Source organism: Pseudomonas sp. PvP025 (assembly GCF_017832155.1).
Classification (GTDB): Bacteria; Pseudomonadota; Gammaproteobacteria; order Pseudomonadales; family Pseudomonadaceae; genus Aquipseudomonas.
The window spans coordinates 5,371,200-5,393,424 of record NZ_JAFIBJ010000001.1; the positions used below are offsets into that span (position 1 = coordinate 5,371,200).

A 22,225-nucleotide genomic window follows, 5' to 3' on the forward strand; every position below is an offset into this window, starting at 1 on the left:
ATTGCGAATCTGCCGCATTTTGCGGCAGTTTGTTTATTGCCAGTTGGAATAAGAAAGGACTTCATGAAACGTCTGCTGCTAACTGCGGTTCTCACCGTATTGATGATCGCCGAAGTTCACGCCGAGTCCTTCACTATCTCCGATATTCGCGTCAACGGCCTCCAGCGGGTTTCCGCAGGTAGCGTCTTTGGTGCCTTGCCGTTGAACGTCGGGGAACAGGCGGATGATCGTCGCCTGGTGGAATCCACTCGTGCGCTGTTCAAAACCGGTTTCTTTCAAGACATCCAACTGGGTCGCGAAGGTAACGTCCTGGTCATCACCGTCGTCGAGCGACCTTCCGTCGCCAGTATCGAGATCGAAGGCAACAAGGCGATCTCCACTGAAGACCTGATGAAGGGCCTCAAGCAATCGGGCCTGGCCGAGGGCGAGATCTTCCAGCGTGCCACGCTCGAAGGTGTGCGTAACGAACTGCAACGCCAGTACGTTGCCCAGGGTCGTTACTCGGCCACGGTCGAGACCGAAGTGGTGCCGCAGCCGCGTAACCGTGTGGGCCTCAAGGTCAACATCAACGAAGGCACCGTGGCCGCCATTCAGCACATCAACGTGGTGGGCAACACCAAGTTCGATGATGACGAACTGGTCGGCCTGTTCGAGCTCAAGACCACCAACTGGCTGTCGTTCTTCAAGAACGATGACAAGTACGCCCGTGAAAAACTCTCCGGTGACCTGGAACGCCTGCGTTCCTTCTACCTGGATCGTGGCTATATCAACATGGATATCGCTTCGACCCAGGTGTCCATCACCCCGGACAAGAAACATGTGTACATCACCGTCAACGTCAATGAAGGTGAGAAGTACAAGGTTCGTGACGTCAAGCTGAGCGGCGACCTGAAAGTCCCTGAAGACCAGGTCAAGTCCCTCTTGCTGGTGCAGAAAGACCAGGTGTTCTCGCGCAAGCTGATGACCACCACGTCCGAGCTGATCACTCGTCGTCTGGGCAACGAAGGCTACACCTTCGCCAACGTCAACGGTGTGCCGACTCCCCATGACGAAGACCACACCGTGGACATCACCTTCGTGGTCGATCCCGGCAAGCGTGCCTACGTCAACCGCATCAACTTCCGTGGCAACACCAAGTCCGCCGACGAAGTGCTGCGCCGCGAAATGCGCCAGATGGAAGGTGGCTGGGCGTCGACTTACCTCATCGACCAGTCCAAGACCCGTCTTGAGCGCCTGGGCTTCTTCAAGGAGGTCAACGTCGAGACCCCGGCCGTACCGGGTGTGGACGACCAGGTTGACGTGAACTACGCCGTTGAGGAGCAAGCTTCGGGTTCGATCACCGCCAGCGTCGGCTTTGCACAGAGTGCCGGCCTGATCCTCGGTGGCTCGATCACTCAGAACAACTTCCTCGGTACCGGTAACCGTGTGTCCATCGGCCTGACCCGAAGCGAATACCAGAGCCGCTATAACTTCGGTTATACCGACCCCTACTGGACGGCTGACGGTGTCAGCCTGGGTTACAACGCCTTCTACCGCACCACCGACTACAAAGACCTCGATGTCGACGTGGCAAGCTACGCGATCGACAGCCTGGGTGCTGGCGTCAACATCGGTTATCCGATCAGTGAGACCTCGCGTCTGACCTTCGGCCTCACCGCGCAGCAGGATGAGATCAAGACCGGTGTTTACACCGTGGATGAGATCTTTGACTTCACCCGTCGTGAAGGCGACAAGTTCCTGAACTTCAAGGCGTCTGCCGGTTGGTCCGAATCGACCCTGAACAAAGGGGTACTGGCGACCCGTGGCCATTCCCAAAGCCTGACTGCCGAAGTCACCACGCCGGGCAGCGACCTGTCGTTCTTCAAGCTCGATTACCGCGGCCAGTTGTTCCAGCCGTTGACCGATAACTACACCCTGCGCCTGCATACCGAGCTGGGCTATGGCGACGGTTACGGTTCAACCAATGGCCTGCCGTTCTATGAGAACTACTACGCAGGTGGTTTCAACTCGGTACGTGGCTTCAAGGACAGTACCTTGGGTCCTCGTGGTACGCCGAGCCGTGGTCAGGCGTTTACTGGTAACCAGGGCACCCAGGTGGACTCGGACAACGACCCACTGCCGTTCGGTGGTAACGTGCTGATACAGGGTGGCGCGGAAGTCCTGTTCCCACTGCCGTTCGTTAAAGACCAGCGGTCTCTGCGTACTTCGGTCTTCTGGGACGTGGGTAACGTGTTCGATTCCAAGTGTGACCAGATCACCAACCCGAGCGGCGTGAAGTCCAATACCCAGTGTAACGACGTGAGCCTCAGCAATCTGGCGAGCTCCGTGGGTGTGGGTGTCACCTGGGTGACCGCGCTGGGTCCGTTGAGCTTTGCTCTGGCCATGCCGATCAAGAAACCGGATAACGCTGAAACCCAGATTTTCCAATTCTCCCTCGGCCAGACGTTCTAAGCGTCTGACCCAAGATAACGACAACGGATTCTGTAGGAGTACATCGTGCGTAAGTTGACTCAATTGGTCCTGCTGGCCACCGTGCTGGTAACCACCCCGGCCTTCGCCGAAATGAAAATCGCCGTGCTGAACTATCAGATGGCCTTGCTCGAATCCGACGCGGCCAAGCGTTACGCCGTGGATGCCGAGAAGAAATTCGGTCCGCAACTGACCAAGCTCAAGACTCTGGAAAGCAGCGCCAAGGGCATTCAGGATCGTCTGGTCGCCGGTGGCGACAAGATGCAGCAGGGCGAGCGCGAGCGCCTGGAGCTTGAATTCAAGCAAAAGGCCCGTGACTACCAGTTCCAGTCCAAGGAACTGAACGAAGCCAAGGCTGTTGCCGACCGCGAAATGCTCAAGCAGCTCAAGCCGAAACTGGACAGCGCTGTGGAAGAAGTCATCAAGAAAGGTGCCTTTGACCTGGTGTTCGAGCGCGGCGCCGTGATTGACGTCAAACCTCAATACGACATCACCCGTCAGGTGATCGAGCGCATGAACCAGCTGAAGTAAGCCATGACCGCGACTATCAGGCTCGGCGAGTTGGCCGAGTTCCTGGGCGCCACCTTGTGTGGCTCCCCGGAGAAAGAAATCACTGGGCTAGCCACCTTGCAGGAGGCTGGCCCAGCTCAGTTGAGCTTCCTGGCGAAGCCCCAATACCGTAAGTATCTGGTCGACTGCCAAGCCGGCGCCGTGTTGCTTACGGCCGTCGATGCCGAAGGGTTTACTGGGGACGCGCTGGTGGTGGCTGACCCTTACCTGGCTTTTGCCCGGGCGTCGCACCTGTTCGCTCCAAAATCCAAGGCCAGCGCTGGTATTCATCCTTCTGCGGTGATCGCCGATGATGCCCAGGTTGATCCCTCGGCCAGCATTGGCGCCTTTGCGGTGATCGAGAACGGCGCACGTATTGGCGCGGGTGTAACGGTCGGCGCTCATTGCTTTATCGGCGCGCGTTGTGAAATCGGTGTCGATGGCTGGCTTGCTCCTCGCGTGACCCTTTACCACGACGTGCGTATCGGTGAGCGGGTGGTTCTGCAGTCGGGCGCTGTGATCGGTGGTGAAGGTTTTGGTTTTGCCAATTCCAAAGGTATTTGGCACAAGGTTGCCCACGTCGGCGGCGTATTGATCGGCGATGACGTGGAAATCGGCGTGAATACTGCCGTCGATCGTGGAGCCTTGGCCGATACGGTCATAGGCAACGGCGTGAAGCTCGACAACCAGATCCATATCGCTCACAACGTGCAGATTGGCGACCACACCGCCATGGCGGCATGCGTGGGCATTTCCGGCAGTACCAAAATCGGCAAGCATTGCATGCTCGCCGGTGGCGTCGGGCTGGTGGGGCACATCGATATTTGCGACAACGTCTTCATCACCGGCATGACCATGGTCACCCACTCGATTACCGAGCCCGGTTCCTATTCTTCCGGTACCGCCATGCAGCCCTCGGCTGAATGGCGCAAGAGTGCAGCACGCTTGCGGCAGCTCGACGACATGGCTCGACGTCTCAAACAGCTGGAAAAGCGTGTTGGGGACGTGACCCCTGACGGTAATGCTTCATCACAAGGCTGATACCATTTCCATATCAAGTGTGCACAGCCGCTAGACTGCCTCCTTGATTTGCCAGCGGGGCGTGCCTTTAGTCCGCCCGCCCCCAATTTATTACAGGCTTCCCCCCGAAATGATGGACATCAACGAGATTCGCGAATACCTGCCTCACCGTTACCCGTTCCTGCTGGTGGACCGCGTAGTGGACCTGAACATTGAGGAAAAGCGCATTCGTGCCTACAAGAATGTCAGCATCAACGAGCCGTTCTTCAACGGTCACTTTCCTGCGCATCCCATCATGCCAGGCGTGTTGATCATCGAAGCGATGGCCCAGGCTGCCGGTATCCTTGGTTTCAAAATGCTCGACCTCAAGCCTGCCGACGGCACGCTTTACTATTTCGTGGGTTCCGACAAGCTGCGTTTTCGCAACCCGGTCACCCCGGGTGACCAGTTGATCCTGGAAGCCAGGTTCATCAGCTGCAAGCGCCAGATCTGGAAGTTCGAGTGCCAGGCTTCGGTGGATGGCAAGGCGGTGTGCTCCGCCGAAATCATCTGTGCGGAACGCAAACTATGAGTTTGATTGACCCTCGCGCAATCATCGATCCGTCGGCCGTTCTGGCCGCAGGCGTAGAGGTTGGCCCTTGGTCGATCGTCGGCGCAGGTGTGGAAATCGGCGAGGGTACTGTCATCGGGCCGCACGTGATCCTCAAGGGGCCGACCCGTATTGGCAAACACAATCGCATCTACCAGTTTTCGTCGGTAGGTGAAGACACCCCGGACATGAAGTACAAGGGTGAGGAAACACGCCTGGTAATCGGTGATCACAACATCATTCGTGAAGGCGTGACCATTCACCGTGGCACCGTACAGGATCGTGCCGAAACCACGCTGGGTGATCACAACCTGGTGATGGCGTACGCGCATATCGGACACGACAGTGTCATCGGCAACCATTGCATCCTGGTCAACAACACCGCGTTGGCCGGCCATGTGCACGTTGACGACTGGGCGATCCTGTCGGGTTTCACGCTGGTGCATCAGTATTGCCATATTGGCGCCCACAGCTTTTCCGGCATGGGCACCGCCATCGGCAAGGATGTACCGGCATTTGTCACGGTCTTCGGCAACCCGGCCGAAGCCCGCAGCATGAATTTCGAAGGCATGCGCCGCCGTGGTTTCAGCGATGACGCCATCCACGCCTTGCGCCGCGCCTACAAGACGGTCTACCGCCAGGGCCTCACGGTTGAACAGGCGCTGACTGAATTGACCGAGCCGGCAACGCTGTTCCCGGAAGTCGCGGTGTTCCGTGACTCGATCCAGGCGTCGACTCGCGGCATCACCCGCTGATCATGGCCACTGTGCGTATCGCGCTGGTGGCCGGAGAAGCTTCCGGCGATATTCTGGGCGCAGGCCTGATGCGGGCTCTGAAGGCCCGCCACCCGGCAGTCGAATTCATCGGCGTCGGTGGGCCTCTCATGCAGGCCGAGGGCCTCACGTCCTACTTCCCCATGGAACGCTTGTCGGTCATGGGACTGGTTGAGGTACTGGGCCGTCTGCGTGAACTGCTGGCACGGCGCAAGCTGCTGATTCAGACGCTGATCGAAGAAAAGCCCGACGTCTTTATCGGCGTCGACGCGCCGGATTTCACCCTTAATATCGAGCTCAAGCTGCGTCAGGCCGGGATCAAGACCGTGCATTACGTCAGCCCGTCCGTATGGGCATGGCGGCAGAAGCGCGTGCTGAAAATCCGCGAGGGCTGCGACCTGATGCTCACCCTGCTGCCCTTCGAGGCCAGGTTTTACCAAGAGCAGGGCGTGCCGGTACGGTTTGTCGGCCATACGCTGGCCGATGCGATCCCCTTGCAGGCTGACCGCGCTGCGGCGCGTGCCGAGCTCGGATTGCCTGATGGCCCGTTGGTTGCGCTGATGCCGGGCAGCCGGGGTGGCGAAGTCGGGCGCCTGGGCGCATTGTTTTTTGACGCCGCCGAGCGCCTGCTGGCCATGAGGCCGGGTATTCGCTTCGTGCTGCCCTGCGCCAGCCCGCAACGGCGTGCGCAGATCGAGACGCTGCTCGACGGGCGCAACCTGCCGCTGACCTTGCTCGATGGCCAGTCGCACCTGGCCCTGGCTGCCTGCGACGCGGTGCTCATCGCCTCGGGCACCGCGACTCTGGAGGCCTTGCTGTACAAGCGCCCGATGGTCGTGGCCTATCGCCTGGCGCCGCTGACGTTCTGGATTCTCAAGCGCATGGTCAAGAGCCCCTACATCTCCCTGCCCAACCTGCTGGCCCAACGTCTGCTGGTGCCGGAGCTGTTGCAGGACGACGCAACGCCTGCCGCCCTCGCGCAAACCCTACTACCCTTGATCGACGGCGGCGAAGAGCAGACCCGTGGTTTCGACGACATCCACCGCACCCTGCGCCGGGATGCCTCGAACCAGGCGGCCGATGCCGTGTTGAACTTGATCGGTCATACACAGGAGGCCTTATGAGCAAGCAAATGGGCCTGGATTTCAGCCTGGTTGCGCACGCCGACGAGTTGGTGGCCGGTGTCGACGAAGTAGGGCGCGGCCCGCTGTGTGGCGCAGTCGTGACGGCCGCCGTGATTCTCGACCCGAACCGGCCGATCCTGGGCCTGAATGACTCGAAAAAACTCACCGAAGCACGCCGTGAAAAGCTCTACGACGAGATCTGTGAAAAGGCGCTGAGCTGGCATATCGCCCGCGCCGAGGTCGAAGAAATCGACAGGTTGAACATTCTGCACGCCACCATGCTCGCCATGCAGCGCGCGGTGGAAGGCCTGCATATCACGCCGAAAATGGCGATGATCGACGGCAACCGTTGCCCCAGACTGGCGATGCCGTCCGAAGCGGTGGTCAAGGGCGACAGCAAGGTACCGGCGATTGCGGCGGCCTCGATCCTGGCCAAGGTCAGCCGTGATCGCGAGATGGCTGCGTTCGAGTTGATCTATCCCGGCTATGGCATGGGGGGGCATAAGGGCTACCCGACGCCCGTTCATCTGGAAGCGCTGGCCCGGCTGGGGCCCACCCCGATCCATCGACGCTCGTTCGCCCCGGTGCGCCAGGCCTATGAGCTGCGCGCGAGCCTGATCGAGGTTTAGTCCCAAAGCTGATGTTTTTGCCAAGGCCCGGTACAATCCCGGGCCTTGTTGTTTCCATGTTTGGACAGGATCACTATGCCGGCTTCATTCGTTCACCTGCGCCTGCACACTGAATACTCGCTGGTCGACGGCCTGGTACGCATCAAGCCGTTGGTCAAGACGCTGGTGGGCATGAACATGCCCGCAGTAGCGGTTACCGATCAGAACAACATGTGTTCCCTGGTCAAGTTCTACAAAAACGCCATGGGCGCCGGGATCAAGCCGATCTGCGGCGTCGACCTGTGGCTGTCCAACAAGGACCCGGATAACCCGCTGAGCCGCATCAGCCTGCTGGCGATGAACGGCGTGGGTTATCGCAACCTCACCGAACTGATTTCCCGTGGTTTTATCGACGGGCAGCGCAACGGTTCGATCATCATCGAGCGCGAATGGGTGGCGCAGGCCAGCGAGGGCGTGATCATGCTCTCGGCGGCTAAAGAGGGTGAGATTGGCATCGCGCTGCTGGGCGGCAATCCCCAGGAAGCCGAAGTGCTGGCGCGCGAATGGATGCAGGTTTTTCCTGATCGCTTCTACCTGGAAGTGCAGCGCACCAACCGCCCCAACGATGAAGAACACCTGCACGCCGCCGTGGCCCTGGCCGACAAGCTGGGCGCGCCGCTGGTGGCGACCAACGATGTACGCTTTATCAAGAAGGAAGATTTCGAAGCCCACGAAACCCGCGTGTGCATCGGTGAAGGCCGCGCCCTTGACGACCCGCGCCGCTCGAAAAACTACAGCGAAGAGCAATACCTCAAAAGCGCCGATGAGATGGCCGAGCTGTTCAGCGACCTCCCCGAGGCCCTGGAAAACTCCGTCGAGATCGCCAAGCGCTGCAATATCGAAGTGAAGCTGGGCAAGCACTTCCTGCCCAACTTCCCGATTCCCGATGGTATGACCATCGATGAGTATTTCCGCAAGGTGTCGTTCGATGGCCTGGAAGAGCGCCTTAGCGTGCTGCTGCCCAGGGACACCACCGAGGACTACGAGGCCAAGCGTCAGGTCTATGTGGATCGGCTGAATTTCGAGCTGGATATCATCATCCAGATGGGTTTCCCCGGTTACTTTCTGATCGTAATGGACTTTATCCAGTGGGCCAAAAGCAACGGCGTGCCGGTAGGCCCGGGCCGGGGGTCGGGTGCCGGTTCGCTGGTGGCTTATGTGCAGAAGATCACCGACCTCGACCCGCTGGAATATGACCTGCTGTTCGAACGCTTCCTGAACCCGGAACGGGTCTCCATGCCCGACTTCGACGTCGACTTCTGCATGGACGGTCGCGACCGCGTAATCGAATACGTGGCCGAAAAGTACGGCCGCAACGCGGTCAGCCAGATCATCACGTTTGGTTCCATGGCGGCGAAAGCGGTCATCCGTGACGTGGCGCGAGTGCAGGGCAAGTCCTACGGCCTGGCCGATCGCCTGTCGAAGATGATCCCGTTCGAAGTCGGCATGACCCTGGAAAAAGCCTACGAGCAGGAAGAAATCCTGCGCGACTTCATCAAGGTCGATGAAGAAGCTGCCGAAATCTGGGACATGGCACGCAAGCTGGAAGGCGTGGTGCGTAACGTCGGTAAGCACGCCGGCGGTGTGGTGATCGCACCTACGAAGCTCACTGACTTTTCGCCTATTTATTGCGACGAAGAAGGCGACGGCCTGGTAACCCAGTTCGACAAGGATGACGTAGAGGCGGCCGGCCTGGTGAAGTTCGACTTCCTCGGCCTGCGGACCCTGACGATCATCGACTGGGCGCTCAAGACCATCAACCGCGAGCGCGCCAAGGTCGACGAAGCACCGCTGGATATCGCGTTTATTCCGCTGGACGACAAGCCGACTTACCAGTTGCTGCAAAAAGCGGAAACCACCGCCGTGTTCCAGCTCGAGTCGCGCGGCATGAAGGAGCTGATCAAAAAGCTCAAGCCCGACTGCCTGGAAGACCTGATCGCACTGGTGGCCCTGTTCCGTCCGGGCCCGCTGCAATCGGGCATGGTTGATGACTTTATCAACCGCAAGCACGGCCGCGCCGAGCTGGCCTACCCGCACTCCGACTACCAGTACGAAGGCCTCAAGCCGGTATTGGCACCGACCTACGGCATCATCCTGTATCAGGAACAGGTGATGCAGATTGCCCAGGTCATGGCCGGCTACACCCTTGGCGGCGCGGACATGTTGCGTCGCGCCATGGGTAAAAAGAAACCCGAGGAAATGGCCAAGCAGCGCGGCGGTTTCATTGAGGGTTGCGCGACCAACAATATCGACGCAGACCTGGCCGGTAACATCTTCGATCTGGTGGAAAAATTCGCCGGTTACGGCTTCAACAAATCCCACTCCGCCGCCTACGGGCTGGTGTCGTACCAGACCGCCTGGCTCAAGGCTCACTACCCGGCGCCGTTCATGGCCGCCGTACTCTCGGCGGACATGCACAACACCGACAAGGTCGTGACCTTGATCGAGGAAGTGCGCACCATGAAGCTGCGCCTCGACGCGCCGGACGTGAACGCCTCGGAGTTCAAGTTCACGGTGAACGACGAAGGCCGCATCATCTATGGCCTGGGCGCGATCAAAGGGGTGGGCGAAGGCCCGGTTGAGGCGATCACCGAAGCACGCCAGGATGGGCCGTTCACCGACCTGTTCGATTTCTGCGCGCGTGTCGACCTCAAGCGCATCAACAAGCGCACCCTGGACGGCCTGATCCGCAGCGGCGCCCTCGACCGCCTGGGCCCTTACTTCCATGATGAGCCCAAGGCGTATCAGGCCAATATCGACCGTAATCGTGCGGTGCTGCTGACCGCCATGGAAGAGGCGATCAAGGCCGCCGAGCAGACCGCCCGCACCCATGACAGCGGCCACGCCGACCTGTTTGGCGGGCTGTTCGTCGAAGAAGATGCGGATGTATACGCCAACCACCGCAAGGCCAAGGATCTGACCCTCAAGGAACGCCTCAAGGGTGAAAAAGACACCCTGGGCCTGTACCTCACCGGTCACCCGATCGACGAATACGAAGGCGAGATCCGTCGTTTCGCCCGCCAGCGCATCATCGACCTGAAGCCGGCGCGCGACACCCAGACCGTGGCCGGCATGATCATCGCGCTGCGCGTGATGAAAAACAAAAAGGGCGACAAGATGGGCTTCATCACCCTCGACGACCGCTCGGGCCGGATCGAAGCGTCGCTGTTTGCCGACGCGTTCCACTCCGCCCAGTCGCTGTTGCAGACCGACGCCATGGTGGTGGTGGAAGGGGAGGTCAGCAACGACGACTTCTCCGGCGGCCTGCGCCTGCGCATCAAGCGGGTGATGAGCATGGAGGACGCGCGCACCAACCTGGCTGAAAGCCTGCGTTTGAAGGTGAAAACCGAAGCGCTCAAGGGCGACCAGCTACGCTGGCTGGGGGATCTGCTCAAACGCCATCGTGGTGCCTGCCCGGTGACCATGGAGTACACCGGCAATGACGCCAAGGCCATGCTGCAATTCGGCGAGACCTGGCGAATTGACCCTGCCGATGGCTTGATTCAAGCATTGCGTGACCAGTTCGGCCGTGACAACGTCTTCCTCCAATACCGTTGACGGCCAGGCAGTTTTCTTTTTCATCAAGAGAAACGCCTGAACTCGACGAAACATTTAATCTCGACCTGGACGCGCCTCTCCCTTAAGGTAGGGCGCGAACAGACAACCGGCTGGCCAGGCATGCCCTGGCCGTCGACCCAAGACGGACGCTTATGAACCCGAATTTTCTTGATTTCGAACAGCCGATCGCTGACCTGCAAGCCAAGATCGAAGAACTGCGCCTGGTCGGCAATGACAATTCGCTGAACATCGGCGATGAAATCGCTCGCCTGCAAGACAAGAGCAGCACGCTCACCGAAGACATCTTCGGCAAGCTGACCAGCTGGCAGATCGCGCGCCTGGCTCGCCACCCGCGACGTCCGTACACCCTGGATTACATCCAGCACATCTTCACCGAGTTCGACGAACTGCATGGCGACCGTCACTTCTCCGACGACGCCGCTATCGTGGGCGGCATTGCGCGCCTGGACGACCAGCCGGTGATGGTGATCGGTCACCAGAAAGGCCGTGAAGTGCGCGAGAAAGTGCGCCGCAACTTCGGCATGCCGCGTCCGGAAGGCTACCGCAAGGCCTGCCGCCTGATGGAAATGGCCGAACGCTTCAAAATGCCGATCCTGACCTTCATCGACACGCCGGGCGCTTACCCTGGCATCGACGCTGAAGAGCGCAACCAGAGCGAAGCGATTGCCTGGAACCTGCGCGTCATGTCCCGCCTGAAAACCCCGATCATCGCCACGGTGATTGGTGAAGGTGGCTCCGGCGGTGCACTGGCGATTGGCGTGTGCGACCAACTGAACATGCTGCAATATTCGACCTACGCGGTGATCTCGCCGGAAGGTTGCGCCTCGATCCTGTGGAAAACCGCCGAAAAGGCGCCGGACGCCGCGGAAGCCATGGGCATTACTGCCGATCGCCTCAAGGGCCTGGGTATCGTCGACAAGGTCATCGCCGAGCCATTGGGTGGCGCGCACCGCGACCCGGCTGCGGCCGCCGCGACCATCCGTGCTGAATTGGGTTCGCAACTGGCGATGCTCAAGAAGCTGGATAACGAAGCGCTGCTGGCTCGTCGTTATGAGCGTTTGATGAGCTACGGTCTCTGATCAAGCACTGATCCGGCAGACAATGCAGTACTAATGTGGGAGCGGGCTTGCTCGCGAACGCGGTATATCAGTCGACATGTTCATTGACTGACACACCGCCTTCGCGAGCAAGCCCGCTCCCACATTTGCTTTGTGTATGCTTGGCTACCGTACTCCAGTTCTGCGCCGGTATTTTTGATGAAGCCAACGCTACCCGCCAAGCTCCTGCAAACCCTGGCCCCCTGGCGCAACGCGCCGGTCTGGCATGTCGCTTTTTCCGGCGGGCTTGATTCCACCGTCCTGCTGCATCTCCTGGCCACTCTGGCAAACACTCCTCCCCTGCGTGCTGTGCATGTCCACCACGGCCTGCAAACGGCGTCCGACGCCTGGCCCGAGCATTGTCAGGCAGTGTGTGACGGCCTGGGCGTACCGTTGCGGGTGATGCGCGTGCAGGTCCTGCCAAGCGCAAGCCTTGAGCGCGCCGCGCGTGATGCGCGTTATCAAGCGTTTGCCGAGCTGGTCGGGGCAGGGGAGGTGATCCTGACAGGCCAGCATCGCGATGATCAGGCCGAAACCCTGTTGTTCCGCCTGCTGCGTGGGGCCGGGGTGCGCGGGTTGGCGGCAATGCCCGCCCGTCGCGCGTTGGCGAGTGGGCACTTGGTGCGGCCGTTGCTGGATGCTGCGCGTGTTGAATTGGAAGCCTACGCCCATGAGCACCAATTGAAGTGGATCGAAGACCCCTCGAACGCCGATCCTCGGTTCTCGCGCAATTACCTGCGCCATCGTGTGCTCCCGGCGTTGACTGAACGGTGGCCCCAGGCCGTAACAAGCCTGGCCCGCACCGCCGAGCACTTGAGCGAAGCCCAGGGCCTGCTCGACGAGTTGGCCGTCTCGGACCTGCACGCCTGCGAACAGCCTTCGGCGTTTCCGTGGCTCCCGCTACCGTCATTGGCCATTGCGCCATTGCGCGAGCTTTCCGACGCCCGACAACGCAACGCTCTGCGCCACTGGCTGAACCCACTGACCCGTTTACCCGACAGCGACCACTGGGCCAGTTGGTATTCCCTGCGCGATGCCAAGGCCGACGCTCAGCCCATATGGCGCCTGGCGGACGGCGAATTGCACCGTTGCGGCGAGCGCATCTGGTGGTTGCCCGCCACGTGGTCGGAATTTTCCGATGCGTCGGTGAGCTGGCCCGATCCGCAAAACCCACTAGAGTTACCCGGCAATGGTCAGCTGAAATTTATCGGCAAAGCCCCTGACGGTCCGCTGGTGATCGGTTATCGCCAAGGCGGCGAAATCATCGAAGTGCCAGGTCGCGGGCGGCGCGACTTGAAGCGTCTGCTTAATGAGAGTGGGTTGCCGGGCTTCGTCCGTGGCAGATTGCCGCTGCTGTATCAGGGCGAGCGATTGTTGGCTGCCCCATGCCTTGCAGGGTTATGGGCCATGCCGCCGGGTGGCTGGCAATTGCATTGGGTGCCACAGAGCTGCGATCAAGGTTTGAGCTGATAGAGCCTTTCCGGTAGACTACGCTCCCTTCTTGATACAACTTCTGTGGATTCGCCTGAATCGCAGCAGTTGCCGATTACCAAGCAGTCTTTGCTGGGCGATTCCAAAAAATGTGTAGCGATCAACGTACCGGTGTTCCATTGCTGGTCTGTCACCACGCGGCGGTTTTTTTGAAAGGTGCACTGTGATTAATGCAGGTGATCGGGGGCTTCGGCCTTCCTTCGCTTTCCCCGGCGGCTCGGACCGCTTTAACGCAGACTTCTAGGGTTTTTCATGACGCGCTACATATTCGTCACGGGCGGTGTTGTTTCTTCATTGGGGAAAGGCATTGCCTCCGCTTCATTGGCGGCCATCCTGGAGGCGCGGGGACTTAAGGTCACCATGCTCAAGCTGGACCCGTACATCAACGTCGACCCGGGCACCATGAGCCCGTTCCAGCACGGTGAGGTGTTCGTCACTCACGACGGCGCCGAAACCGACCTGGACCTGGGCCACTACGAGCGGTTCATCCGCACGACCATGACCCAGAACAACAACTTCACCACCGGCCGTGTCTACGAGCACGTGCTGCGCAAAGAGCGCCGTGGTGACTACCTGGGTGCAACCATCCAGGTGATCCCGCACATCACCGACGAAATCAAGCGCCGCATCATCAAGGGTGCAGGCGATGCCGACGTGGCGATGGTCGAGATCGGCGGCACCGTGGGTGACATCGAATCCCAGCCGTTCCTCGAAGCCATCCGTCAGCTGCGTTTCGAAATCGGCGCCAAGCGCGCGATGCTGATGCACCTTACCCTGGTGCCGTACATCGCCACCGCCGGCGAGACCAAAACCAAGCCGACCCAGCATTCCGTCAAGGAACTGCGTTCCATCGGCCTGCAGCCGGACGTACTGATCTGCCGCTCCGATCACCCGATCGACATCTCCTCGCGTCGCAAGATCGCGCAATTCACCAACGTTGAAGAACGAGCGGTGATTGGCCTGGAAGACGCCGACACCATCTACAAGATCCCGGGCATCCTGCATGCGCAAGGCCTGGATGATTTTGTCGTCGAGCGCTTCGGCCTGCAGTGCGGCAGCGCCGACCTCTCCGAATGGGAAGCGGTAGTCGACGCCAAGCTCAACCCTGAGCACGAAGTCACCATCGCCATGGTCGGCAAGTACATGGAACTGCTGGACGCGTACAAGTCGCTGATCGAAGCGATGAGCCACGCCGGTATCAGCAACCGTACCAAGGTCAACCTGCGCTACATCGACTCCGAAGACATCGAGAACCAGGGCACCGCGTTGCTCGAAGGTGTTGACGCGATCCTCGTACCCGGCGGTTTCGGCCTGCGTGGCGTGGAAGGCAAGATCACTGCCGTTCAATACGCCCGTGAAAACAAAGTGCCGTACCTGGGCATCTGCCTGGGCATGCAAGTGGCCGTTATCGAGTTCGCCCGTAACGTGCTGGGCTGGAAAGACGCCAACTCCACCGAGTTCGATCACACCAGCGGCCACCCGGTCGTAGGCTTGATCACCGAGTGGGAAGACGCCACCGGCGCCGTTGAAACCCGTACCGAAACCTCCGACCTGGGCGGCACCATGCGCCTTGGCGCACAGGACTGCCTGCTGGAGCCGGGTTCGCTGGTTCACGACTGCTACGGCAAGGACGTGATCGTCGAACGTCACCGTCACCGCTACGAAGTGAACAACAACCTGCTGCCGCAGATCAAAGAGGCCGGCCTGAAAATCTCCGGTCGTTCCGGTGACGGCAAGCTGGTCGAAGTGGTCGAGGCGCCGGATCATCCATGGTTCGTGGCATGCCAGTTCCACCCCGAGTTCACCTCGACACCGCGCGATGGTCATCCATTGTTCAGCGGTTTCGTCAAAGCCGCACTGACGCAACATCAGAAGAAGGCGTAACCCTGATGGCCCAGAAGATCATTCGCGTAGGCGATATCGAAATTGCCAACGACAAGCCCATGGTGCTGTTCGGCGGCATGAACGTGCTGGAAAGCCGCGACATGGCGATGCAGGTCTGTGAAGAGTACGTCAAGGTTACCCAGAAACTGGGTATCCCTTACGTGTTCAAGGCCAGCTTCGACAAGGCCAACCGCTCGTCCGTGACCTCCTATCGCGGCCCGGGCCTTGAAGAAGGCATGCGGATCTTCCAGGACATCAAGCAAGCCTTCGGCGTGCCGATCATCACCGACGTCCACGAGCCTGAACAGGCCGCCGTGGTCGCCGAGGTGTGCGACATCATCCAGTTGCCGGCTTTCCTGTCGCGCCAGACCGACCTGGTGGTGGCGATGGCCAGGACCGGCGCCGTGATCAATATCAAGAAAGCCCAGTTCCTCGCGCCCCAGGAAATGAAACACATCCTGAACAAATGCGTCGAAGCAGGTAACGACCAGTTGATTCTCTGCGAGCGCGGTTCGAGCTTCGGCTACAACAACCTCGTGGTGGACATGCTCGGTTTTGGCATCATGAAACAGTTCGAATACCCGGTATTTTTCGACGTCACCCACGCACTGCAAATGCCCGGTGGTCGCGCCGATTCCGCTGGCGGGCGTCGTGCCCAGGTGCTGGACCTGGCCAAGGCTGGCATCAGCCAGTCGCTGGCGGGCCTGTTCCTGGAAGCCCACCCGGATCCGGACAACGCCAAGTGCGACGGCCCCTGCGCCCTGCGCCTGGACAAGCTGGAGCCGTTCCTGGCTCAGCTCAAGCAACTGGACGAACTGGTCAAGGGATTTGCGACGGTAGAAACCGCGTAAGCGGCATTTCTCCGGTAGACTTTCCCACGCTTTATGCTCAGGCATGCGTGCCTGAGCCTTGTCGTCTGCAAGCCTGCCCTGTTGTTCCACCCTTGCGGTCGGTCAAAAGATTTCCTTCAGCTGCGTCGTTTTCGTCAACTTTGGAGTGTTCACAACAATGGCAAAAATCGTCGACATCAAAGGTCGTGAAGTTCTCGACTCCCGTGGCAACCCCACCGTCGAAGCCGACGTGCTTCTCGATAACGGCATCATCGGTAGCGCCTGCGCGCCGTCCGGTGCTTCTACCGGTTCGCGCGAAGCGCTGGAACTGCGCGATGGCGACAAGAGCCGTTACCTGGGCAAGGGTGTACTCAAGGCGGTAGCCAACATCAATGGCCCGATCCGTGACCTGCTGCTGGGCAAGGACCCGCTGGACCAGAAAGCCCTGGACCACGCGATGATCCAGCTCGACGGCACCGAGAACAAAGGCAGCCTGGGCGCCAACGCCATCCTCGCTGTATCCCTGGCCGCTGCCAAGGCTGCTGCCCAGGACCAGGACCTGCCGTTGTACGCCCACATCGCCAACCTGAACGGCACGCCGGGTGTGTACTCCATGCCGGTGCCGATGATGAACATCATCAACGGTGGCGAGCACGCCGATAACAACGTCGACATCCAGGAATTCATGGTGCAGCCGGTTGGCGCCAAGACCTTCTCCGAAGGCCTGCGCATGGGCACCGAAATTTTTCACCACCTCAAGGCCGTGCTCAAAGCCCGTGGCCTGAGCACCGCAGTGGGTGACGAAGGTGGTTTCGCGCCGAACCTGGCGTCCAACGAAGATGCACTCAAAGTGATCTCCGAAGCCGTGGCCAACGCCGGCTACACCCTGGGCACCGACGTGACCCTGGCCCTGGACTGCGCCGCCAGCGAATTCTATGAAGACGGCAAGTACAACCTGTCCGGTGAAGGCCAGGTGTTCAACTCCGAAGGTTTTGCTGAATACCTCAAGGGCCTGACCCAGCGCTACCCGATCATCTCGATCGAAGACGGCCTGGACGAGTCCGACTGGGACGGCTGGAAGATCCTCACCGACAAGATCGGCGAGAAAGTCCAACTGGTGGGCGACGATTTGTTCGTGACCAACACCAAGATCCTGAAAGAGGGCATCGACAAGAAGATCGCCAACTCGATCCTGATCAAGTTCAACCAGATCGGCACCCTGACCGAAACCCTGGAAGCCATCCAGATGGCCAAGGCTGCGGGCTACACCGCCGTGATCTCCCATCGCTCCGGCGAAACCGAAGATTCGACCATTGCCGACCTGGCCGTGGGCACCTCGGCAGGCCAGATCAAGACCGGCTCCCTGTGCCGTTCCGACCGTGTTTCCAAGTACAACCAATTGCTGCGTATCGAAGAGCAACTGGCGGGTAAAGCCAAGTACAACGGTCGTGGCGAGTTTCGCGGCTGACCGTTAACCGGTTAAAAATGTAAAAAAGTCGACGGACTGCGTCGGAAAACTCACGACAAAGTGAATTTCGACGTTAATCTGTTGGCCATCTAGCACAAGCCTGGTTTTTCCAGGCTTCGTGCTGTCAGTTGCTGCAAAAGTTTTGCATGGCGGTCTTTTTTCACTGGATACCCGATATTCGATGCGCAGTCCCAATTGGTTGTTCCTCGTCTTGCTCTTGTTGCTGGCTGGCCTGCAGTACCGCCTATGGGTGGGTAATGGCAGCTTTGCGCAGGTAAAAGACCTGACTGAGCAAATTGCTGCACAGCACGCCGAAAACGAAATCCTGCTGGAGCGCAATCGCGTCCTCGATGCCGAAGTGCTTGAGTTGAAAAAAGGCACGGAGACCGTTGAAGAACGGGCTCGTCATGAATTGGGCATGGTCAAGGAGGGCGAGACCCTCTACCAGTTGGCCCAATGACTCAGCGTTTGCCGGCCTTCTGGGCCGTGATTCCCGCTGCGGGCGTTGGTGCCCGTATGGCTGCGGACCGTCCCAAGCAATACTTGCAACTGGGCGGACGCACTATTCTCGAACACAGCCTCGGCTGTTTTCTCGATCACCCGATGCTCAAGGGCCTGGTGGTCAGTCTTGCTCCTGATGATCCTTACTGGCCTGGCCTGGCCTGTGCTGCCGACCCGCGTATCCAGCGTGCGGACGGCGGCTCGGAGCGCTCGGGCTCGGTGCTCAACGCGTTGCTGCAGCTCAATGCCCTGGGGGCCGGCGATGAGGATTGGGTGCTGGTGCACGATGCGGCAAGGCCGAATTTGAGCCGCGACGACCTCGACACGCTATTGGCCGAACTGGCGGACGACCCGGTGGGCGGCCTGCTGGCGGTGCCGGCGCGCGACACGCTCAAGCGTGCAGACAAGCGCGGCCGTGTGGTTGAAACCGTTGATCGCAGCCTGATCTGGCAGGCGTACACACCGCAGATGTTCCGCCTGGGCGCTTTGCATCGTGCCCTGGCTGACAGTCTGGTGGCGGATGCGGTGATTACCGATGAAGCCTCGGCCATGGAATGGTCAGGGCAGGCGCCGCGATTGATTGAGGGGCGTTCGGACAATATCAAGGTGACTCGGCCGGAAGATCTGGAGTGGCTCAGGTTGCGGTGGGCCAATCGTAGATAGTCAGTTAAACCGAGTCGCCTTCATCGCAGGCAAGCCAGCTTCCACACTTGATCGCAGTCATTGCAGACACCTCGGTCAACTGTGGGAGGCTCCGCCACGTCTTCGACTTAGCGCTGTCGCGCAGCAAACTGGCGCCTCTGTGGCAAGCCCCAATGCCGTTCAGTTAAGCGCAGATTCCCTGTGGCGAGCAGGCTTGTCCTGCGTTGGGCTGCGCAGCAGCCCCAAAACCAGGCGCTGAGCCGTATCAGGTACACCGCGTTTTGCTTGATTGGGGGCGCTTCGCACCCCAACGCGGGGCAAGCCCGCTCGCCACAGGCGTGTGGCTGCCTGAAACTTCAGCTTTAAAATCAATACGTTATTTTGTGTTTGATAAGCGCTGGCTTGCCTGCGATGAGGCCGGTGTAGTCAACGCAGACTCACTGGCTGTACTCCGGCCTCCCCGCCAACCCCTCCTTCAAAAAATCCACCAGCTTGCGCACCTTGGGCGACAAATGCCGCTGCTGCGGATACAGCCCCCACACCGCCGTATTCGGCGGCTGATGCGCCTCAAGCAGCGACACCAGCGCGCCACTGTGCAAGTGCTCCAGCACGTAGTAATCCGGCAACTGGCACAACCCAACGCCCTGCAACGCTGCGTCCAGCACCGCCTGCCCACTGTTGCAGCGCCAGTTTCCCTGGACCCGTTGGGAAAATTCGCGCCCGTCCTGGGCCAGTTGCCAGATATCCGAACTGCCGATCAGGCAGTTATGCCGACTCAACTCCGACAAGCTGTGTGGCCGACCATACCGCGCGAGGTAGGACGGCGACGCGCACACATACATACGCCGTGGCGCCAGGCGGCTGGCGACCATCCGCGAGTCCTGCAGGCGGCCAAGGCGGATCGCCAGGTCCAGGCCTTCATGTACCAGGTCCAACTGCCGGTTGCTCAGTTCGATATCCACGCGTAACTGCGGATACAGCGCCATGAAGCGCGTCACCAGCGGCACGATAAACCGCTCGCCGTAGGCCACGGCGCAGGTCATGCGCAGCATGCCCTTGGGTTCGCTGGCCAGATCGCCGACCGCGCGCAGGGCTTCCTCGCGGCCGTCCTGCAGGCGCTGGCAATGCTGCAGGAAGGTCTGGCCGGCTTCAGTCAGCGTCACCTTGCGCGTACTGCGGTACAGCAACCGCGTTTGCAGGCGCTCTTCCAGGCGCGCCACTTGCCGGCTGATATGGGACGAGGACACCCCCAGCCGCTCGGCCGCCGCCGTGAACTGGCTGCACTCGGCCACCGCCACGAACTCATCGATGCCTTCCCAGCGGTTCTCCAGCATTTGATTATCCCTGTACAGCAATAAAGTTTTGCTTTTGTCCGGATTATTAATCAAAGGGCGCTGATTTACACTCACCGTCTCAGTTTTAAATTCCCTGGAGAAACCCGGATGATCAAGTCCCGCGCCGCCGTAGCCTTCGAAGCCAACAAGCCCCTGGAGATCGTTGAAGTGGATGTCGCCATGCCCAAGGCGGGTGAAGTGCTGTTGCGGGTGGTCGCCTCCGGCGTGTGCCACACCGACGCCTACACCTTGTCGGGCGCCGACCCGGAAGGCATCTTCCCGTCGATCCTCGGCCATGAAGGCGGTGCGGTGGTTGAAGCAATCGGCGAAGGCGTGACGTCGGTGGCCGTGGGCGATCACGTGATCCCGCTGTACACACCGGAATGCGGCCAGTGCAAATTCTGCAAGTCGGGCAAGACCAACCTGTGCCAGGCCATCCGCTCCACTCAGGGCAAAGGCCTGATGCCCGACGGCACCACACGTTTTTCCTACAAGGGTCAGCAGATTTTCCACTACATGGGCACGTCGACTTTTTCCGAGTACACCGTGCTGCCGGAAATCTCCGTCGCGAAAATTCCTAAAGAAGCGCCGCTGGAAAAAGTCTGCCTGCTGGGCTGCGGCGTCACCACCGGCATCGGTGCTGTGCTCAACACCGCCAAGGTCAAGCCAGGCGATACCGTGGCCATTTTCGGCCTGGGCGGCATTGGCTTGTCGGCAGTCATTGGCGCGGCCAAGGCCAAGGCCGGGCGCATCATTGCCATTGACATCAACCCGGCCAAGTTCGAAATCGCCAAGCAACTGGGTGCCACCGAGTGCGTCAACCCGAAAGACTACGATCGCCCGATCCAGGACGTGATTGTCGACTTGACCGATGGCGGCGTGGACTTCTCTTTCGAGTGCATCGGCAACGTACAACTGATGCGCGCTGCCCTCGAGTGCTGCCACAAAGGCTGGGGCGAGTCGGTGATCATCGGTGTGGCGGGTGCGGGCCAGGAAATCGCCACGCGCCCCTTCCAACTGGTGACCGGTCGCGTCTGGCGCGGTTCGGCGTTCGGCGGCGTGCGCGGGCGCAGCGAATTGCCAAGCTATGTGGAAATGGCCCAGACCGGCGAAATCCCGCTGGACACCTTCATCACCCATACCATGGGCCTGGAAGACATCAACAAAGCGTTTGACCTGATGCATGAAGGCAAGAGCATTCGTACCGTCATTCATTTTTGAAGCAGCGGCAAGCTACAAGCTACAAGCTGCAAGTGGGTGTACGCCTGCTTGCCGCTTGAGACTTGCGGCTTGCAGTTGGGAGAACTCCCATGAGTCTGGAAAACCTGTCCTGCCAGAAAAGCTTCGGCGGCTGGCATAAACGCTACAAGCATCATTCGGCTGTGCTCGATTGCGACATGACCTTCGCCGTCTACCTGCCGCCGCAGGCGGAGCAGGGTGGCAAGCTGCCGGTGCTGTACTGGCTGTCCGGCCTGACCTGCACCGACGAGAACTTCATGCAGAAGGCCGGCGCCCAGCGCATGGCTGCCGAGCTGGGCTTGATCATCGTGGCGCCCGACACCAGCCCGCGTGGGCCGGGTGTGCCGGACGACCCGGAGAATGCCTGGGATTTCGGCCTGGGCGCCGGTTTCTACCTGAATGCCACCCAGCAACCCTGGGCCACGCATTACCGGATGCATGACTACGTGGTGCAGGAGTTGCCGGCGTTGGTTGAAGCGCATTTCCCGGCTTCGGACAAACGCGGCATCAGCGGCCACTCCATGGGCGGCCACGGGGCGTTGGTGTGTGCACTGCGCAATCCCGGTCGCTACCTGTCGGTGTCGGCGTTTTCGCCGATCAACAACCCGATGGATTGCCCCTGGGGCCAGAAAGCCTTCTCCCGTTACCTGGGCGAAGAGCGCGCCAAGTGGCGCGAGTGGGATGCTTGCGTGCTGATCAGCGAGGCCTCGGAAAAGCTGCCGTTGTTGGTGGACCAGGGTGATCGCGACGATTTCCTCGCCGAGCAGCTCAAGCCCGAAGCCCTGCAGCAGGCGGCCAGGGCGGCCAACCATCCGCTGCAACTGCGCCTGCAACCGGGTTACGACCACAGCTACTTCTTTATTGCCAGTTTCATCGAAGATCATTTGCGCCATCACGGACGCGCTTTGCTCGGTTAATCTGCGGCAAAAGTAGGTAGAATCACGCCCTGAATTAAATCGGGGCGTTTT

General features: G+C 60.2%; 18 protein-coding genes. 17 read left to right on the forward strand and 1 reads right to left on the reverse strand.

The window, feature by feature from the left end; translation table 11 throughout:
* Positions 1-63 precede the first annotated feature (63 nt).
* The 15 genes from bamA (at position 64) to ispD (ending at position 18,705) form a co-directional block, all read left to right on the forward strand.
* On the forward strand, positions 64-2,451 hold the full coding sequence (gene bamA / locus JOE32_RS23430; protein WP_209989542.1) for an outer membrane protein assembly factor BamA: 2,388 nt from the start codon (positions 64-66) through the stop codon (positions 2,449-2,451).
* Positions 2,452-2,496: 45 nt separating this feature from the next.
* Positions 2,497-3,000 carry an OmpH family outer membrane protein gene (locus JOE32_RS23435; RefSeq protein ID WP_003189173.1) on the forward strand — a complete coding sequence of 168 codons (504 nt, stop codon included), beginning with the start codon at positions 2,497-2,499 and terminating at the stop codon, positions 2,998-3,000.
* Positions 3,001-3,003: 3 nt separating this feature from the next.
* The gene (lpxD, locus tag JOE32_RS23440) at positions 3,004-4,059 is read left to right on the forward strand and encodes a UDP-3-O-(3-hydroxymyristoyl)glucosamine N-acyltransferase (RefSeq protein WP_209989546.1); all 1,056 of its coding nucleotides are present in this window, start codon (positions 3,004-3,006) and stop codon (positions 4,057-4,059) included.
* A gap of 109 nt (positions 4,060-4,168) precedes the next feature.
* On the forward strand, positions 4,169-4,609 hold the full coding sequence (gene fabZ, locus JOE32_RS23445; RefSeq protein ID WP_057007789.1) for a 3-hydroxyacyl-ACP dehydratase FabZ: 441 nt from the start codon (positions 4,169-4,171) through the stop codon (positions 4,607-4,609).
* A complete protein-coding gene (gene lpxA / locus JOE32_RS23450; protein WP_209989550.1) occupies positions 4,606-5,382 on the forward strand; it encodes an acyl-ACP--UDP-N-acetylglucosamine O-acyltransferase in 777 nt (258 codons plus the stop codon). Before fabZ ends, lpxA begins: the two co-directional genes overlap by 4 nt.
* A gap of 2 nt (positions 5,383-5,384) precedes the next feature.
* Positions 5,385-6,524 carry a lipid-A-disaccharide synthase gene (gene lpxB, locus JOE32_RS23455; RefSeq protein WP_209989552.1) on the forward strand — a complete coding sequence of 380 codons (1,140 nt, stop codon included), beginning with the start codon at positions 5,385-5,387 and terminating at the stop codon, positions 6,522-6,524.
* The gene (gene rnhB, locus JOE32_RS23460; RefSeq protein ID WP_209989555.1) at positions 6,521-7,153 is read left to right on the forward strand and encodes a ribonuclease HII; all 633 of its coding nucleotides are present in this window, start codon (positions 6,521-6,523) and stop codon (positions 7,151-7,153) included. The genes lpxB and rnhB overlap by 4 nt, the downstream gene beginning before the upstream one ends.
* A 75-nt stretch (positions 7,154-7,228) precedes the next feature.
* Positions 7,229-10,750, forward strand: a complete 3,522-nt coding sequence (dnaE, locus tag JOE32_RS23465; RefSeq protein WP_209989559.1) for a DNA polymerase III subunit alpha — start codon at positions 7,229-7,231, stop codon at positions 10,748-10,750.
* A 152-nt stretch (positions 10,751-10,902) separates the two neighbouring features.
* Entirely contained in the window at positions 10,903-11,850 is a 948-nt protein-coding gene (locus JOE32_RS23470; protein WP_003172288.1) for an acetyl-CoA carboxylase carboxyltransferase subunit alpha, read from the forward strand.
* A 177-nt stretch (positions 11,851-12,027) separates the two neighbouring features.
* The gene (tilS, locus tag JOE32_RS23475; RefSeq protein WP_209989562.1) at positions 12,028-13,338 is read left to right on the forward strand and encodes a tRNA lysidine(34) synthetase TilS; all 1,311 of its coding nucleotides are present in this window, start codon (positions 12,028-12,030) and stop codon (positions 13,336-13,338) included.
* A 273-nt stretch (positions 13,339-13,611) separates the two neighbouring features.
* Positions 13,612-15,243, forward strand: a complete 1,632-nt coding sequence (locus JOE32_RS23480; RefSeq protein ID WP_056857526.1) for a CTP synthase — start codon at positions 13,612-13,614, stop codon at positions 15,241-15,243.
* 5 nt (positions 15,244-15,248) lie between these two features.
* Positions 15,249-16,094: a 3-deoxy-8-phosphooctulonate synthase gene (gene kdsA, locus JOE32_RS23485; RefSeq protein ID WP_057007795.1), complete on the forward strand. Its 846-nt coding sequence runs from the start codon at positions 15,249-15,251 to the stop codon at positions 16,092-16,094.
* Positions 16,095-16,251: 157 nt separating this feature from the next.
* Positions 16,252-17,541, forward strand: a complete 1,290-nt coding sequence (gene eno, locus JOE32_RS23490) for a phosphopyruvate hydratase (RefSeq protein ID WP_057007796.1) — start codon at positions 16,252-16,254, stop codon at positions 17,539-17,541.
* A gap of 181 nt (positions 17,542-17,722) precedes the next feature.
* Positions 17,723-18,001 carry a cell division protein FtsB gene (gene ftsB / locus JOE32_RS23495; RefSeq protein WP_003231201.1) on the forward strand — a complete coding sequence of 93 codons (279 nt, stop codon included), beginning with the start codon at positions 17,723-17,725 and terminating at the stop codon, positions 17,999-18,001.
* Entirely contained in the window at positions 17,998-18,705 is a 708-nt protein-coding gene (gene ispD, locus JOE32_RS23500; protein WP_209989565.1) for a 2-C-methyl-D-erythritol 4-phosphate cytidylyltransferase, read from the forward strand. Before ftsB ends, ispD begins: the two co-directional genes overlap by 4 nt.
* 416 nt (positions 18,706-19,121) lie before the next feature.
* On the opposite strand, the gene JOE32_RS23505 is transcribed toward ispD, so the two are convergent.
* Positions 19,122-20,018 (reverse strand): LysR substrate-binding domain-containing protein, encoded by an 897-nt coding sequence (locus JOE32_RS23505; protein WP_209989569.1) that lies wholly within the window; start codon positions 20,016-20,018, stop codon positions 19,122-19,124.
* 108 nt (positions 20,019-20,126) lie between these two features.
* Here JOE32_RS23505 and JOE32_RS23510 point away from each other — a divergent pair, with 108 nt between their 5' ends.
* A complete protein-coding gene (locus JOE32_RS23510) occupies positions 20,127-21,239 on the forward strand; it encodes an S-(hydroxymethyl)glutathione dehydrogenase/class III alcohol dehydrogenase (RefSeq protein ID WP_209989574.1) in 1,113 nt (370 codons plus the stop codon).
* Between the two features lie 89 nt (positions 21,240-21,328).
* Positions 21,329-22,174 (forward strand): S-formylglutathione hydrolase, encoded by an 846-nt coding sequence (gene fghA, locus JOE32_RS23515; RefSeq protein ID WP_209989577.1) that lies wholly within the window; start codon positions 21,329-21,331, stop codon positions 22,172-22,174.
* The last annotated feature ends 51 nt before the right edge of the window (positions 22,175-22,225 follow it).

Bases quoted from the DNA above. Each gene is read 5' to 3' on its own strand.
- bamA (WP_209989542.1), top strand. From the start codon at position 64: ATGAAACGTCTGCTGCTAACTGCGGTTCTCACCGTATTGATGATCGCC.
- lpxD (WP_209989546.1), top strand. From the start codon at position 3,004: ATGACCGCGACTATCAGGCTCGGCGAGTTGGCCGAGTTCCTGGGCGCC.
- fabZ (WP_057007789.1), top strand. From the start codon at position 4,169: ATGATGGACATCAACGAGATTCGCGAATACCTGCCTCACCGTTACCCG.
- lpxA (WP_209989550.1), top strand. From the start codon at position 4,606: ATGAGTTTGATTGACCCTCGCGCAATCATCGATCCGTCGGCCGTTCTG.
- lpxB (WP_209989552.1), top strand. From the start codon at position 5,385: ATGGCCACTGTGCGTATCGCGCTGGTGGCCGGAGAAGCTTCCGGCGAT.
- rnhB (WP_209989555.1), top strand. From the start codon at position 6,521: ATGAGCAAGCAAATGGGCCTGGATTTCAGCCTGGTTGCGCACGCCGAC.
- dnaE (WP_209989559.1), top strand. From the start codon at position 7,229: ATGCCGGCTTCATTCGTTCACCTGCGCCTGCACACTGAATACTCGCTG.
- JOE32_RS23470 (WP_003172288.1), top strand. From the start codon at position 10,903: ATGAACCCGAATTTTCTTGATTTCGAACAGCCGATCGCTGACCTGCAA.
- tilS (WP_209989562.1), top strand. From the start codon at position 12,028: ATGAAGCCAACGCTACCCGCCAAGCTCCTGCAAACCCTGGCCCCCTGG.
- JOE32_RS23480 (WP_056857526.1), top strand. From the start codon at position 13,612: ATGACGCGCTACATATTCGTCACGGGCGGTGTTGTTTCTTCATTGGGG.
- kdsA (WP_057007795.1), top strand. From the start codon at position 15,249: ATGGCCCAGAAGATCATTCGCGTAGGCGATATCGAAATTGCCAACGAC.
- eno (WP_057007796.1), top strand. From the start codon at position 16,252: ATGGCAAAAATCGTCGACATCAAAGGTCGTGAAGTTCTCGACTCCCGT.
- ftsB (WP_003231201.1), top strand. From the start codon at position 17,723: ATGCGCAGTCCCAATTGGTTGTTCCTCGTCTTGCTCTTGTTGCTGGCT.
- ispD (WP_209989565.1), top strand. From the start codon at position 17,998: ATGACTCAGCGTTTGCCGGCCTTCTGGGCCGTGATTCCCGCTGCGGGC.
- JOE32_RS23505 (WP_209989569.1), bottom strand. From the start codon at position 20,018: ATGCTGGAGAACCGCTGGGAAGGCATCGATGAGTTCGTGGCGGTGGCC.
- JOE32_RS23510 (WP_209989574.1), top strand. From the start codon at position 20,127: ATGATCAAGTCCCGCGCCGCCGTAGCCTTCGAAGCCAACAAGCCCCTG.
- fghA (WP_209989577.1), top strand. From the start codon at position 21,329: ATGAGTCTGGAAAACCTGTCCTGCCAGAAAAGCTTCGGCGGCTGGCAT.